The 14,255-nt window shown below is 46.5% G+C and carries 14 protein-coding genes and 2 pseudogenes; 4 read left to right on the top strand and 12 right to left on the bottom strand.

Going from position 1 to position 14,255, the window contains the following annotated elements; translation table 11 throughout:
* The coding region (locus F4V72_RS11140; protein ID WP_150342450.1) for a transposase at window positions 1–258 on the bottom strand (258 nt) is incomplete at its 3' end.
* 56 nt (window positions 259–314) lie between these two features.
* Here F4V72_RS11140 and F4V72_RS11135 point away from each other — a divergent pair.
* Window positions 315–614: pseudogene (locus F4V72_RS11135) on the top strand (tyrosine-type recombinase/integrase); the annotation flags it as partial.
* A 117-nt stretch (window positions 615–731) separates the two neighbouring features.
* Entirely contained in the window at window positions 732–1,187 is a 456-nt protein-coding gene (locus F4V72_RS11130) for a DUF6387 family protein (RefSeq protein WP_223232414.1), read from the top strand.
* An 11-nt stretch (window positions 1,188–1,198) separates the two neighbouring features.
* Here F4V72_RS11130 and F4V72_RS11125 read toward each other — a convergent pair.
* Window positions 1,199–2,310 (bottom strand): IS3 family transposase gene (locus F4V72_RS11125; protein WP_100212507.1). Its coding sequence is split into 2 segments (ribosomal slippage): window positions 1,199–2,049 and window positions 2,049–2,310, totalling 1,113 coding nucleotides; the frame shifts between segments, so codons are not numbered across the junction.
* 297 nt (window positions 2,311–2,607) lie between these two features.
* Between F4V72_RS11125 and F4V72_RS11120 the strand changes: the two genes are divergently transcribed.
* Entirely contained in the window at window positions 2,608–3,303 is a 696-nt protein-coding gene (locus F4V72_RS11120; protein ID WP_063390034.1) for a hypothetical protein, read from the top strand.
* A 118-nt stretch (window positions 3,304–3,421) separates the two neighbouring features.
* Here F4V72_RS11120 and F4V72_RS11115 read toward each other — a convergent pair whose 3' ends face one another.
* The 3 genes from F4V72_RS11115 to F4V72_RS11105 all read right to left on the bottom strand — a co-directional run bounded on the left by F4V72_RS11115 (window position 3,422) and on the right by F4V72_RS11105 (window position 5,208).
* Complete coding sequence (locus F4V72_RS11115) at window positions 3,422–4,018, bottom strand: restriction endonuclease (protein WP_053529589.1); 597 nt, start codon at window positions 4,016–4,018, stop codon at window positions 3,422–3,424.
* Window positions 4,019–4,079: 61 nt separating this feature from the next.
* Entirely contained in the window at window positions 4,080–4,970 is an 891-nt protein-coding gene (locus tag F4V72_RS11110; RefSeq protein ID WP_063390035.1) for a hypothetical protein, read from the bottom strand.
* Window positions 4,960–5,208 (bottom strand): helix-turn-helix domain-containing protein, encoded by a 249-nt coding sequence (locus F4V72_RS11105; protein ID WP_053529587.1) that lies wholly within the window; start codon window positions 5,206–5,208, stop codon window positions 4,960–4,962. The genes F4V72_RS11110 and F4V72_RS11105 overlap by 11 nt, the downstream gene beginning before the upstream one ends.
* Before the next feature lie 123 nt (window positions 5,209–5,331).
* Between F4V72_RS11105 and F4V72_RS11100 the strand changes: the two genes are divergently transcribed.
* Complete coding sequence (locus F4V72_RS11100) at window positions 5,332–6,588, top strand: DNA-methyltransferase (RefSeq protein WP_136058529.1); 1,257 nt, start codon at window positions 5,332–5,334, stop codon at window positions 6,586–6,588.
* Window positions 6,589–6,652: 64 nt separating this feature from the next.
* Here the strand turns inward: F4V72_RS11100 and F4V72_RS11095 are convergent, their stop codons facing one another.
* The 7 genes and pseudogenes from F4V72_RS11095 to F4V72_RS11065 form a co-directional block, all read right to left on the bottom strand.
* Window positions 6,653–7,042, bottom strand: coding sequence for a hypothetical protein (locus F4V72_RS11095; RefSeq protein WP_223232415.1), 390 nt, complete (start codon window positions 7,040–7,042; stop codon window positions 6,653–6,655).
* A 477-nt stretch (window positions 7,043–7,519) separates the two neighbouring features.
* Window positions 7,520–8,445 (bottom strand): annotated as a pseudogene (locus tag F4V72_RS11090) (tyrosine-type recombinase/integrase).
* Window positions 8,435–10,039 (bottom strand): MobH family relaxase, encoded by a 1,605-nt coding sequence (mobH, locus tag F4V72_RS11085; protein ID WP_063390038.1) that lies wholly within the window; start codon window positions 10,037–10,039, stop codon window positions 8,435–8,437. Before mobH ends, F4V72_RS11090 begins: the two are co-directional and overlap by 11 nt.
* Window positions 10,040–10,220: 181 nt before the next feature.
* Window positions 10,221–11,294, bottom strand: a complete 1,074-nt coding sequence (locus tag F4V72_RS11080; protein ID WP_063390039.1) for an extracellular solute-binding protein — start codon at window positions 11,292–11,294, stop codon at window positions 10,221–10,223.
* Between the two features lie 21 nt (window positions 11,295–11,315).
* Window positions 11,316–12,152: an ABC transporter permease gene (locus tag F4V72_RS11075; RefSeq protein WP_063390040.1), complete on the bottom strand. Its 837-nt coding sequence runs from the start codon at window positions 12,150–12,152 to the stop codon at window positions 11,316–11,318.
* Window positions 12,149–13,015, bottom strand: coding sequence for an ABC transporter permease (locus F4V72_RS11070; protein WP_063390041.1), 867 nt, complete (start codon window positions 13,013–13,015; stop codon window positions 12,149–12,151). The genes F4V72_RS11075 and F4V72_RS11070 overlap by 4 nt, the downstream gene beginning before the upstream one ends.
* Window positions 13,012–14,079: an ABC transporter ATP-binding protein gene (locus tag F4V72_RS11065; RefSeq protein WP_063390042.1), complete on the bottom strand. Its 1,068-nt coding sequence runs from the start codon at window positions 14,077–14,079 to the stop codon at window positions 13,012–13,014. Before F4V72_RS11065 ends, F4V72_RS11070 begins: the two co-directional genes overlap by 4 nt.
* Between the last annotated feature and the right edge of the window lie 176 nt (window positions 14,080–14,255).

Here is a 14,255-nt window from a genome sequence, read left to right as displayed (position 1 = left end):
CGCGGCCTTTTTCAGAATATCCCGCTCTTCCTCAGTGCGTTTAAGCTGTGCTTTCAGCCTGAGAATTTCTGTTCTGGCATCCAGTAAATCCTGTGCCTGCTGTCCACTGTTGTCAGGCTTAACAGCACGGAGCCATTTATATAGGCTGTGCGCCGACACGCCGAGCCGTTCAGATACTTCAGCAATAGAATAGCCCCGCTCGGTGATCTGGCGGACAGCCTCTTCCTTAAATTCAGGGGTAAAACGTGGTGTGCCCATAGACTCCTCCTATGCTCAAACTATAGGGCAGATTTGTCTACGGGCTCGGGGGCACTCCAATGAGTGAAAACACGGTAAACAAGGCTTTAAGGTCTATGGGCTACGACACTACTGTTGAAGTATGTGGACATGGTTTTCGTGCGATGGCATGTAGTGCGTTGATCGAATCGGGAAAATGGTCAAGGGATGCTGTTGAACGGCAGATGAGCCACCAAGAGCGAAACTCCGTTCGTGCTGCCTACATTCATAAAGCAGAACACCTTGATGAAAGAAAGCTTATGTTGCAGTGGTGGGCCGATTACCTTGACCTCCTTAGAATACGACAAGTTTCACCATTTGATTTCAGAGGTAAATAGCTTGTGCAAAATCCCTGCTGTCCTGTGTGTTTTTTGTGTGCCGGGACAGAGGGATATTCATTTTCCCATCATAACCGTATGATACGATATGATTAAATCTCATTTGTGGATAATGAGATGCAAAACTGGAAAACGGAGCATACAAAAGAAATCAAAGCTTGGCTTAACATAGATAACTATCGCAAGTTTGAAGATCTCTCATTGATACGCTTCTATCACGAGTTATGGGCCAGGAACCTGTTTTTTAAGGAGTATCGGCAAGAGTTTGAGAGCAGGACTCTTATGGGTTACTTCTCAAAGATTTTCAGCGGCAACCCTTTTTTAATCGAAGAAGGGCAACTGGTATACATGACTCCTGCTAACAAACTTTTCCAGCCACCCCATTTTTTTCTAACAACCCTTGATCGCCTTGCTGAAACAAGCATTATTGCAATGCAACGTGGCGGTTTTCTTTGGCACGAAGGTGACAATTATTCTATAAACAGAGATCTGCGTGAAGAATCACTTTCAGATATCATGCCCGATCAATTTGACCGGACAGTAATGTTAGAGATCGATTTGGCAAGTGTGTAAATAGACCCGTTTTAGTTCCATGCATTTTTTGAGATCCCGGCCAGATAATGGTGTTGTCGGTATTCCTCCGGCGTCATATTGTTCAGCGATTCATGCGGGCGTTCACAGTTATATTCTGATAACCATTTCTCTGTGATTTCCCGCACTTCATTCAGTGTTCTGAACAGATAAAAATCGAGTATTTCTGTACGGTATGTCCGGTTAAAACGCTCAATGAAAGCGTTCTGCGTTGGCTTACCCGGCCGGATAAACTCCACTTTTACTGCATGTTTCTCTGCCCATTCAGCCAGTGCCAGCGAGATAAATTTCGGTCCATTATCCATGCGAAGCATGGCCGGATAGCCGCGGTTTGCCGCGTTCCTGTCGAGCACCCGGACCACTCGTGGGGCTGGCAGATTCAGATCGATTTCAATCGACAACGCCTCACGGTTAAAGTCATCAACAACATTGAACGTGCGAAAACGACGGCCACAGACCAAAGCATCATTCATAAAATCGACAGACCAGCTCTGGTTCAGCACTTCCGGTGTGGCCAGTGGCGAGGGATTATGTACCGGCAGCCGTTGTTTACCCTTACGGCGAAAATTCAGCTTCAGCAGACAGTAAATACGGTGGATCCTTTTGTGATTCCACTGGTATCCCTGCCGCCGCAGAACCTGGAAAAGCTTCGGAAAACCGTATCGCGGGTATCGTTCAGCCGCTGCCTGCAATGCGGCAATAACGGGTTCGTCACGCGTAGAATCCGGGCGGTAATGGTAAACCGTTCTGCTCAGGTTCAGACTCCGGCAGGCCTGACGGATACTGAGTCCGAATGTCGTTATCAGATGAGTGACCAGCTCACGCTTAGAGGCTGGTTTTAAAGCTTTTTTTCGATAACGTCTTTCAGCGCCCGACATTCCAGGCTGAGGTCGGCAAACATCTGTTGGAGACGTCTGTTCTCGTCCTCAGGCTCTTTTATCTTTTTAATATCAGAGGCCTCCATTCCGCCATATTTAGACTTCCAGTTGTAATAGGTGGCTTCAGAGATACCGACCTCCCGGCAGACATCTTTAACCATTCGTCCGGCTTCGACCGACTTAATCACGGCGATGATCTGATGCTCAGTAAAACGGGCTTTACGCATAGCGAGCTCCTTTATTGGCAGATTGATTATGCCGGAGGATCTCTAAATGTGAATGGCACGATTATGCGGGATACTTACAGTAGAACCTCGTTTTGTGTTTAGTAATTGAAGTTCCGCGTTATTAAGTCGGACACTGACACAGTGTGTTCGCAATGATCGTGGGATAATATTGGCTTGATTCATAAAAATTCCTTTTATTAGATTGATTACTCATTCCATGTGTAATAACTTATTTATAATAAGTTATAAATAAAAGTCAATGAAATGTGATACTGAAATCGATTATAAGGAGAACGAATGTATTTAATGATGCCTTTGCATATGCACATAGACTATGGTTTTGGTGCAACAGCAGAACAGTTTAAAGAATCAGCAGATATATTATCGGCTTCTGAATCCGTTAAAGATTTAGGTATGCCAGTCAATTATCTTAGACGACATGCAATCGAACTTTATCTAAAATCTTTAATTTATGTTTTGCACCGAAAATTTAAAATCCCATTCAGTAGTGGCGGCACTCTTGAAAAACCAAAGATTAAAGTGTTGGGAAAGGATTATGAATTAGAAAACATGCATGACATCAGATTATTAACCATGTATTTAATGGATCAGCACAATAAGTTAATACCTTGTTTTTTTCACTTAGGAATAGGTGTAATTGAAAAGGATATTTTACATAAGATCAATAAGATAAATTCCATAGATTCTAAGAGTACTTTTTTTCGTTATCCTAAAACGGGAGATCACATACAGGATATGAGAAAGTCATCTGTAAGGCAAAAAAGTACGGAAGATATTATAAACTCGATGAACAAAAAAGAAGGGAAGTATGTGAAGGCTTTGCTATTAGTTGATGACGAGGATAACATAGTTGACTCATTTGACATTGATGTAGATGTATTTCCAGATTTAAATAAAAATCTTATATATCTATGTGATTATTTTCATGATCTTCATGCGGCATACAGATGGGGTATATGTGATGGCAGGTGACTATATTTCCATAGATAAATTTGCATGAAAAATATTTCCTTTTCAATCATAGAGCAGAAAAGCAAGGCAACTCAGAGAAGCGGAGCTTCGGAGAGTTAGCCCTTGCTTATAATCTTTCCTAAAATTTTGCTCGTCCATCTGTGCCCTTAGGTATTAAGGGAGCATTGACATCTATCTCGTCATGTTCTACTTCTATGACTGATAAGTAGCCATTGGCTATATTAAAATTTCTCCAAACATTAAAATAAGGTGATAGTTCCTGATAATTTCCTATCCGATCAGTCAGAAAAGGATACATTTCACGAGAAGGTAAAATTAATGTTCCACCGAGTAGTGAACCATTTAATATTCCTAAACAAATTTTATTTAATGCTCTGTGTGATGAAGATATGTTTCCAGTCTCCCATTCCACAGCAAAATAAAGATGATCTGTAATGGGATATACAGCATCAATCGGACCAGCATTACTTTCAGAGGAAATCTTTAGTCTTTGCTCTAAAAACCAACCCTTGCTATACAAGTGAGCCATACATTCTTGTTTTATAGGTTTTACTCCATTTCCTTTGTATGTAGGGTTAATTGAGAAACGATCATTACCTTGAGGCCATACAGCTTTTTCAATAGCATTATTTATATCATTTTTTAGATGTATAATGGCCGATGAATTTGTAAAGTTATCATTCGCAATTAAGACTGTTTCTCTTTTTATTCTCATTAATAAGTCCTTGTTCAGTGCTAAATTTTCAATAGGTCTTATTTTGTTGTAAGTAGTGAATTTACTTGAATGGTGCCTTTAGAAATTCTAATCCATCTTTTTTAGTGAATATTTCAAAATTAGTTTCAAGATCTCTTCGATATGTATTCTCTAATTCGTAAAGTTCACCATTTGCCTCTAAAAATGGGGCTGTTTGTGAAAATTCATCAGGTGCAAAACCAATGCAAATTAGTGGTAAGGATATTTGAGATATGTAGGCTCTATTTTTTAGTTCTTGAAATGAACCATTTCTATTTGATACGGGCCAAATTCTAGTGGCTGAGTTTCTCTTATCAATACTTGTAATGAAGCAACCTCCGTCAATATGACCATCGTGGAAGAGATTGTTCAGTTTGTTGATGGCTCTAAAAGAACTAGCAACATTTCCTGTTTCAAATTCGATACCAATTTTATAATGATAATTTACCTTCTCAATATCGAATAAATGTTCTATGTCATTAAGTTCTGGTATGCTGAAACATAATCTATCTACATACATCCCATAAAACATAGGAAATAATGTGTATATTACATTATTGGGGAGTTTTTTGGACTCTATATATTTAAATGCTACTTCCAGTATTTTATTTTTATCTTTTATTCTATACGCAAATCCATTATATTCGACTTTTATTAGCCCATCTATCCTTTGTTGATTTAAACTATTTTCACCCAAACAATTAGGCAGTAAGCTTAAATTATGTTGAAATTTACTGGAAATAAATGATGCAGAGTTCATTACACAAGGTGTTATTCGATTGTTGCTTTGCTTTCGCATGAATGAACTATCATTGATAATGAATTTATCATTAATGGTTTTTATTTCATTTAGAGAGTGAATCACATTTCTCTTTATAACTTCTGATATAGTGTCGGGTAAAAAACCATCATCTAATTCAATTTCAGTTATCATTATCTACCTCTATATCTTTAAGAAACTCTGCTATATCCATATTTAGAACTGATAAGATCTGAAGCAATTGATAGAGGGCTATGTGTTGTTTACCATTCTCTATCCGTGATAAGGTTGCTCTATCAATACCAGTAGCATTTTGGATATCGTTTTGACTGAATCCCTTCTGTACTCTTGCTACAAGCAATCTGCTGCCAATCATAGTTGCGAAACATTTTCTTTTTATTTTCATCAACATATCAGCCCTGTAAATGATTTTAGGTAAGATGGTAACAGGCTATGGTTAGTTAGGGAGTGACAGATTCTCACGACTATGAGATGCTATGTTTAAGTGAATGCTATACTAGAGTGGTTATTTTAAATGAGTTATTCGGATCAGTTTTTTAAAGCTTTAGGAGTAGTCGATGTTTCGGCTAAGTCTTATAATGAAATTAGTAAACTTACAAAAATACCGACTGACAGACTTAAATATTATAATCAAAGAAATATTATGCCCAGCGGGAAGGATCTGAGCATCCTTTGCGAAGAATTTAATATATCACCTGTGTATTTCCAATTGATGATGGGGCATATGGATATGCATACATTGGAACTTATCCAAGAAAATGCTTCTTTCATATATGAGAAAATACTATCGCCAAATATAACCGTTACTGGTGAAAGTTCCTTTGAAAAAGATTTTGAACTGGTATTGCAGACTAAAAATGGTGAACTTTATAATGGGGATTGCTTAAAGGTTTCGAAAAATATTGATGCTGATTCTGTGGACATGATTTTTGCAGATCCTCCATTTAATTTAGATAAACTTTATCCGTCAAAAATGAATGATAATTTAAAGGAAGAAGAATATATTAAATGGACTCATGACTGGTTAAATGAATGTATTCGCATTCTAAAACCCGGTGGTTCATTATTCCTATGGAATCTACCTGTGTGGAACAGTAAGATAGCTAATTTTTTACATGGCAGGCTTAATTTTAAACACTGGATAGCGGTCGATATGAAAAATAATATGCCTATCCAGGGTAGGTTATATCCCTCCCATTATTCTCTTCTTTATTTTATCAAAGGTGAAAAGGCTAATGTTTTTGAGCCTGACAGATTAGCTGCACAGACTTGCCCAAAATGTTTTGGTGATCTAAAAGATTATGGTGGATATAAAAGCAAAATGAATCCACTTGGAATTAACCTAACCGATGTCTGGTATGACATCCCACCTGTAAGACATAAAAAATATAAGAAAAGGAATGGTGCTAACGAATTAAGTATAAAAGTTTTAGATAGGGTGATCGAAATGGCCACAAAAGAAGGTGATCTAATTTTTGATCCATTTGGAGGCTCAGGTACAACTTATGTAATAGCTGAGATAAAAAATCGCAGATGGATTGGCTCTGAAATTGATGACTGCGAAATAATTAAGGAGAGGTTTAGCAATCTTTCTGAAGATAAAGAACACTTAGTCGAGGTACGAGGTAAGCTTAATTCTTTGTTTCCTTCGACTATTAAAAGAGAAAGAGAGAAGCGGGGGTTGTGGACAGTAGAAAGTGTAAGAATGAAAGATGACGAAAAAAAAACAGCTAACGAGCACTTTGGTCTTCTTCAAAATGAAGAAAAATGATTTTTGAGCGCCTACTCAGTAGAGAGTCGTATACTTGCTCTCTACTGATTATTTATTTGAAGGCTTATCTTTGCCGTAGCCTTCTCAGTTTCATTGATTCAAGAGAAAATAATAATAAGGTTGTGCTATAAATAAACCCTGAGTTAGTTAGTAACCTGAGATTTAAAACATCGGGTTGCTCACTTAAAAAATGAAATGCATAAACCAAATAAACTGCTAATGTTGCCATTCCAATCGTAGGGCCAATATCGCCCTGATCATGAGGTTTCAATGTGACATTGAACTTAAATATGAGCCATTCATATCCCCATGTTAAAAAGACTACCATTATCATTGCAGATAAAAGATATAGTATGTTTTCTATGTTAGGATTCTTTAATGCTGACTCTTTTTGTAAAAATTCACATACGGATAAACCAAAGAAAATAAAGCGGTCTTGAACTAAATTTTTCAAAAATCTTCAATAAAGTATCCAAGTTCATTTTTCCAAGCAATATATTTGTTGTTTTATATTACCATAACTCAAGAATCCTTATAACCTGTATCCAAATTATCCTATTTTTTAAATGGATGAAAAAAATAAACATACGAGTTATTTTTGTGTTCTTTAAAAAATTCTTGCTAAAAATACATGAATTAACTTACATTCATAATGTTCGTCATGATTTTTTATAGTGTTCGATTATCACCAATCGGGACTGATGGTATCATCGACAATGTGGATTGCTTTAATTACTAAAGATCATAAGGATAGTTGCGATGTTCGAGTCCGGCCTTCGCACCAAAACGATTGTGATAATCGGAAAACTTACAACAATCAGTACGTTGTACAATGAAGCTGGACGTTGACGGCAACTACAAAATGGCCGCATCTCCGGCTTTTTTGTTTATAAAGCCTCGGGCCGGATCTTTTCACTCACTCCCTGTTTTGTCAATCTCTCTCCACGCAACTTCTGAGCATCTCGACATTGTGTTCAATATAGCTGAGCGTCACCTTAATATCGCGGTGACCGAGTAGTTTCTGCGTGACATACAAATTTTGCTCTGGTTTCTGCATTAATTCTGTGGCAACGGTATGACGGTAGCGATGTGATGAGAAACGGCTGTGGCAGGCATCGCTGAGTTTGGCAAAGAAATAGCTCACCTGATTTTCTGTCATCGGTTTACCCTGGCGCAACGTCCTCCGACTGAAACGATTGATGTTGAACAACTGATCGTCAGCCTGCATTCCCTTTGTTTTCGCTTCTTCAAGTATCTGCTCCAGATAGGGCCGTAACCGGGAGGCGATAGGAACAACGTGTTCATCATGGCTTTTGCTGCCTTCGCTCTGAATAAACAGCGTGTCATGGACCAAATCGATATCCCTGACCCGCAGGTGAATAAGCTGATTCAGGCGGATAGCGGTGTAGTTGAAGGTTTCAACCACGGTCAGCCAAAACCATGCTGGATATAAAGGCAAACGATAGCCGCGCTGCATTTTCTCCCGTTCGATAAATTGGTTCAGCACTTTGCGGGATGCAAGGATTTGCTCGCAGGTCAGGGTTTTCTTTTTCTTACGAGATTCCCGCAGTGATGTTTTCTGGAATGGATTGATGAACTGCTCCAGTAGACCCTGTTCAATGGCGAAGTTATACAAAGCCCGCATATGGCGCATATAGTGGTTCCAGCTCACCAGCTTGATACAGCGCACATTTATCAGGTAATGACGCCACTCCAGCACCATATGCGGCGTCACTTCGGCGGGTAATACGTTGCGCCAGTGAGTGAACTGGTTTACTGCCGTGCGATAACAGCTCTGGGTGTCAGGTCGCAATAAGCGGGCAAAAAATACTCTTCCAGGAGCTGTTCAAAGGTCATGGGGATCTTCTCCTTCACTGAGCAAGAGATGAGGGTTATTAAAGTGAACGTCATCTCCAAAAAGCGGCGTGGGATCGTCAAGCAGATATCCCTTCAGACGTGAACAACGGCGTGGGCCGACAACGGCGCAGTGCCAGATGCTGAGGCCGTTTTTTTGTTTTCGGTGCAGATTCAGGTCCTGAAACGCTTTCTGTACTTCCCGCCAGCGTTCCGCCGGGATATCCCTGCCGCAGGTGTTCAGCCAGAGCTTAAAAATTCCCGGCGTGACCAGAAACGCCGTTCCGGCGACGGTGTGAATTCGGGCGTTGGGTTCGTTGATTTCCAGATGTTGCGCCTGGACGTTTTGAGTCAGCCACTGCCAGAAGGCTTCGCCGGACAGCGGTTCTTCATCCGGCGGTGTGGCGGGAACAAGTGCAGGCTCCTCGGGAACGCTGGGTTTATCCGGTTCTGGCTCGATGGGCGTTACCGTTCCCTGAAAAAACTCTGGCCGTTGTTGCAAGTTTTCCCAGATAAGCGACGGAGAAAAGCGCAGCAGGGTCAGCTCACTATTCCAGCCGCCGCTGGCTTCAATCCGACAATGCCAGATGGCTTTATCCTCGCAGGGGATAAGTAACTGGTGCGCCTGCATCTCGTCGAACAGGCGCACGTTATGCTGCGGTACGGCGTCAATCCCCTGGCGCAGCAGCCAGCCACGCACCGCATCGGCAGCGTTCTTACTGACCAGCCACAGCGCCTCTTCCGTCAGCCAGCCATCCGAGCCGCCGTTCGGGTTATTGAGTCGGAACTCCTGCGCCAGCAGGTCGCGCAGGGCGGTAATAATTTGCTGCGGCAGCGAGGTTTGCGGACGATGAATAGCCTTAACCGGATCGCCGCCGAGATTAAACGCCACCGACGCCCGGTCGGCTTTCTGTACCAGTTCTCCGGCAAGCCCGGCATATTGATACTGCCCATTCAGGCAATGAAGCAGAGTGGATAACGCAGCGGCGTCGGCGGCGAGCCAGTCGAGGCATTCCGGGGGGAGCAGTTGGGTGAGCAGAAGAACTGCCGCAGCCGGATGGCGCAGGTAATCACGTGGCGGCAGATAGCGGAACCGATAAGGCTGAGTCAGTGGACCATGCCACGGAAACCAGCGTTGTCCGCTGGCATCCTCGACCTCAATATCCGTGACAAGTTTACCCAGATCGTGCAGCAGCGCGGCGTAGATGATAACCGTCGTCCAGCGTTCGGACTGAGCGGCCTGGTCTTCCGGCGCTGCATCAGGTGGAAAAAGATAACTCTGCCGCAGCCGTGCGGCGTAACAGGCGGCTTCAAGGCTGTGATCGAGCAGACCGCCCGTGTGGGAGTGGTGGTGGTTTTCCGAGGCGGGAAACGACTGCGCCAGTTCCGCGAAGTGGTGGAGCGGCGTCAGCCAGAAGCGTTCGAACAGCGGGGCAGGGAGCGCGGTGCTTTGGCGAATGAACTGGATAAGCTGCTGGCGTGATGGTTTCGCCAGCAGGATTTCAGCGGATTCAGGTTGCAGCCAGCCCTCCGTGGCGTTTGTCTCGTCGGTGGATGGTGTGGTGTCTGGTTTTTTGCGTGCCAGCCATATCCGCATAATGGCCCTTTACACCCAATGGATTTCGGGTCGCGGGACTGCAACCCGAAAGACGAAGGGGGTTCCTTTTCCGGGTAAGCCCGTTATCCCTTCAACCCCTTCCCCTGAACCTTTTGCATTCTGCCTTTTCGCGTGGTCAGGTTCTGGGGGAAATTGTTTATAGCTGCACGCAAATTGAGGCTTACTGCATCATGACTTCACGCACAAACTCTTTCCTGAGCTGCGTACTGTATGCCTTGCCGTAAAACTGCACCGTGGCGTCCGGGCGCTTCACGTCCGGGCTGACCTTCCTGTTCATCGGCGTGGAACCGAAGGCTTTGCTCAGCGCCTGTTGTGTTTCTGGCTGAATCAGCCAGTTAAGGAACAGCCGTGATGCCGCCGGGTGTGGGCTGTTAGCGGCAATGGCCGCGATGTTACCGCCGCCGGGCATACCAAACTCCGGTACGTAAAATTTCAGCCGCGAGGTGATGGCCCCGGTTTTTTGCAGCCCGGCCAGATGGTCTTCCCACGCGGGCGTCAGCATCAGCTCGCCGTCATTCAGGCGCGTCAGACTGTCGGCACCAGAAGCGGTGCGGGTGATTTTGTCGTTATTAGCGGCAAACCACTGCCAGCCTTTGTGCCAGTTTTTCACCACCGCCGGGTCAACGCTCTCCGCTTCGCTGTTAAATTCGCCGCCCTGAGTGGTGACAATCCGCTGGATAAACGCCTCTCCCGCGCCACCGTTGTTTGGGTCGTTATAACCAAACTTCTTCGGGTTGGCGTCGATAAAGCTCTGCAACTGCTCCAGTGTTTGCGGCAGCGCCTGGTCGCCCATTTGCTGCGGGTCGTAAGCAAATCCGGTCTGATTGCCCCAGAACGCCACGGCATAGCCCTGAGTATCGACGTTCTGAATCTGGTGAATGGCATCACCATAGCCTGGCAGATCGTCCACCTTCGCCAGCGCCTTCGCCCCCGTCGTCACCGGCAACTGCGCCACAGACAGGGCGATAACGTCGATTTTGCCCTTCGCTTTGCCCGCTTCCGCCAGCAGCTTGTTCATATTACCGTCGATACTGCCTTCCGGAATGCGCACCTTAACGCCGTACTGCTGCTCAAAATCCTTCACAAAGCTGCGCCATTGCGGCTGTAAGTACCAGACGTTAAAGGTCACGCTGCCCTCTTTTTTCGCCTGGGCAATCAGGTCGGGGTTATCCGCCGCCGTTGCCAGCGAGCTGCACAGCAGGCCGCCCGCCAGAATCATTACTGCTTTTTTCATCACATTATCTCCTGTAAAAGGTCAGGCTTTCCCCGTGGACTGCGACAGATAGTTCCCCTTCAGCAACTTCTCGATAATGACCATCAGGATGACATTGGGGATCACCAGAATCATCGACACCACCGCCGCATCCGGGCGGACGAAGGAGTAGCCGAGGAAAGAGTAAAGAATGGTCGGGACGGTGATAAAATCCGGTGCGCCCAGCACGTATGAGATGCTGAACTCTTCCAGACTTCGCACCAGACAAAAAATCAGCGCCGCTAGGAAGCTCGGTTTCAGCAGCGGCAGATAGGCGTTGCAGAAGGTGCCCCACGCGCCGGAGCCTAAGTCGCGACTGGCGTCGATCAGATCCTGCGGCACCGCCTTAAACCCCGCCGACATAATGCGGATCGAATAGGGCAGGGTCAGTACCGTATGGCCGATAACAATGCTGATAAACGCGTTGTCGATATTGAGATTGATCAGCATGGCGCTGAAGAAAATACCAATCAGCATCCCCGGCATCACCAGCGGGATCAGCGTCAGCATCTCCGCCACCGCCTTGCCGCGAAAGGTCATGCGCCCGAAGGCATACGCGGTGGGCAGCGACAGCAGCAGGCTGGCGACCGCTACCGCAGGCGCGATGGTGTAGCTGTTGAACAGCGCCTCGGAAAGCGAGGTTTTCTCCCATACCAGCAGCCAGCGGCTGAACGACAGCACCGGCGGGAAGATATCCGGGTAGCTCCACGGATGAGCCGGGTCAACCAGCGACCAGAGGATCGCCATGCCGAATGGCATGCCCAGCCAGATCAGATTGGCGACCACGAAGAAGATCAGCGAAATCGTCACCACCCGGCGACCGTTGGCAGTGTGGCTCATTTGACCTCTCCTTTGCGGGTGGCGAACGGGGTGATAAGCGTGGCGATCAGCAGCGTGCAGATAGCCGCCGTGACCATAATGATCACCGCAATCACCGCCGCGTTATTCCACTCGCCGTACTCCATGGCGGTGGCCTGCATCAGCCGCGCCAGCGAATAAGTGTTGCGTGGCCCGGCCACCGAGAAGAAGGCGAAGTCGCCCAGCGCGCCGATAAACACCAGAATCAGCGTCACCTGCACGGCAGGCAGCGTCAGCGGCACCACCACACCGGTAAAGCTGCGCCAGCGGCTGGCGCCGAGGTTGCTGGCGGCGTCCAGTACGTCATTACGAATGGCGTTGACCGCGCCGCCGACCAGGATCAGGGCGAAGGGCAGGTTCTTCCAGATTTGCAGAATAACCACGCCCCAGCCGAAATCGTCGTTCTGCATCCGCAGCGGCTCACTGATAATCCCCAGCGCCAGCAGCAGCTCGTTGATAATGCCGTGGTAAGCGACGATATTGACGAACAGGAACGCCGCCACCAGACCAGGGATAAACATCGGCGCACGCAGTACCGCGATAATCCCTTCTTTACCGACCATCGGCCTACGCAGCCACAGCGCCAGCGGATACGCGAAAATCACCGAGCCGAACGCCCCCAGCAGCGACACTTTCACCGAGTAGAACAGGGCGCTTTGCAGCACCTCGTCCTGCAACATGTTGCGCCAGTACTCCAGCGAGAAATGGCTGTCGCCTTCGAGGTTGAACCAGCCCATGCTCTGGACGATCACCACGTAAAAGGTGGAACCCATCAACAGCAGAATGGTGCCCAGCCCGCTGAGCATCAGCAGCCAGGCGACCGCATCGTTGCGCCAGTTTTTCATGATACCGGCTCCAGAAAATGGATGGCGTTTTCCGCCAGACGGAAGCAGGCGCGCTCGCCGGGGGCGACGGGCGGCTTTTTAATTAGCTGTAAGCGGACCGATAACCCGCTGTCGTTGTGGCCCCAGGCTTCGGTGAGGTTGCCCATAAAGGCCATTTTGTCGAGCGTCAGGGTGAAGTGGTTGTCGCCTGCCTGCGGCTGGCTGACATATTGCGCGTCTTCCGGTCGCCAGCAGATATAGCAGTGCTCTGTGCGCGGCGGCTGCGCGGAATGCACATAAAACTCGCCGAGGGCGCAGCGTACCCGGTAATAACCCGGCTGCTCCGCGGGCGTGACCTGCGCGGTGTCGATATTGGCCGCGCCGATAAAATCCGCCACAAAGCGGTTGGCCGGACGGTAGTAGATCTCCTCCGGCTTGCCGATCTGCTCGACGTTACCGGCGTTCAGCACCACGATTTTATCCGACATCGCCAGCGCTTCCGCCTGGTCGTGGGTGACGTAGATCGAGGTGAGCTGATATTGCCGCTGGAGTTCTTTAATTTCAAAACGCACGCTTTCGCGCAGCTTGGCGTCGAGGTTGGAGAGCGGTTCGTCGAACAGGATCACGTCAGGGCGGGTGATCATCGCCCGCGCCAGCGCCACGCGCTGTTGCTGTCCGCCGGAGAGCTGGGCGGGCATTTTCAGGCGCTGGCTCTCCAGCCCCACCTGCTTCAGCGCTTCCGCCAGGCGGGTCTGCTGTTCACCGATGGCGACCTTTTTCTGCTTCAGGCCAAAACAGATGTTGTGCGCCACGTTAAGGTGTGGAAACAGCGCATAGGACTGGAAACACATGGCGGTATTGCGCTTTTCCGGCGGCAGGGCGTTCACCGTTTTATCACCAATCAGAATGCGCCCGCTGTCCGGCTGGTGAAAGCCGCCGATCATTTTCAGCAGGGTGGTTTTACCGCAGCCGCTTGGCCCGAGCAGCGTGACGAATTCCCCCTCTTCAACGCAGAACGAGATTTCCCTGGCGGCATAGAATTCGCCGAACGTTTTGGTCACCTGTTCCAGAACCAGTTTTGACATGAGTCTGTCTTCCATCGATTAAAAAGATGATTATTAAATTTACATACTAAACATTAAATTTATGTGACACAGATCCTTAAAGCTAAAAAATGATCTTAATATCAAATTAAATACATATAAAACAACATATTGAATATGGAAAGACAAAAACACCTTCCACATTTAAATTTAAATAG

This window comes from Salmonella enterica subsp. diarizonae (assembly GCF_008692785.1).
GTDB classification, from domain to species: Bacteria; Pseudomonadota; Gammaproteobacteria; order Enterobacterales; family Enterobacteriaceae; genus Salmonella; species Salmonella diarizonae.
Note: the sequence above shows the minus strand (reverse complement) of the source record. Positions and strands in the feature narration are given on the sequence as shown.

Bases quoted from the DNA above. Each gene is read 5' to 3' on its own strand.
- F4V72_RS11130 (WP_223232414.1), top strand. From the start codon at position 732: ATGCAAAACTGGAAAACGGAGCATACAAAAGAAATCAAAGCTTGGCTT.
- F4V72_RS11120 (WP_063390034.1), top strand. From the start codon at position 2,608: ATGTATTTAATGATGCCTTTGCATATGCACATAGACTATGGTTTTGGT.
- F4V72_RS11115 (WP_053529589.1), bottom strand. From the start codon at position 4,018: ATGAGAATAAAAAGAGAAACAGTCTTAATTGCGAATGATAACTTTACA.
- F4V72_RS11110 (WP_063390035.1), bottom strand. From the start codon at position 4,970: ATGATAACTGAAATTGAATTAGATGATGGTTTTTTACCCGACACTATA.
- F4V72_RS11105 (WP_053529587.1), bottom strand. From the start codon at position 5,208: ATGTTGATGAAAATAAAAAGAAAATGTTTCGCAACTATGATTGGCAGC.
- F4V72_RS11100 (WP_136058529.1), top strand. From the start codon at position 5,332: ATGAGTTATTCGGATCAGTTTTTTAAAGCTTTAGGAGTAGTCGATGTT.
- mobH (WP_063390038.1), bottom strand. From the start codon at position 10,039: ATGCGGATATGGCTGGCACGCAAAAAACCAGACACCACACCATCCACC.
- F4V72_RS11080 (WP_063390039.1), bottom strand. From the start codon at position 11,294: ATGAAAAAAGCAGTAATGATTCTGGCGGGCGGCCTGCTGTGCAGCTCG.
- F4V72_RS11075 (WP_063390040.1), bottom strand. From the start codon at position 12,152: ATGAGCCACACTGCCAACGGTCGCCGGGTGGTGACGATTTCGCTGATC.
- F4V72_RS11070 (WP_063390041.1), bottom strand. From the start codon at position 13,015: ATGAAAAACTGGCGCAACGATGCGGTCGCCTGGCTGCTGATGCTCAGC.
- F4V72_RS11065 (WP_063390042.1), bottom strand. From the start codon at position 14,079: ATGTCAAAACTGGTTCTGGAACAGGTGACCAAAACGTTCGGCGAATTC.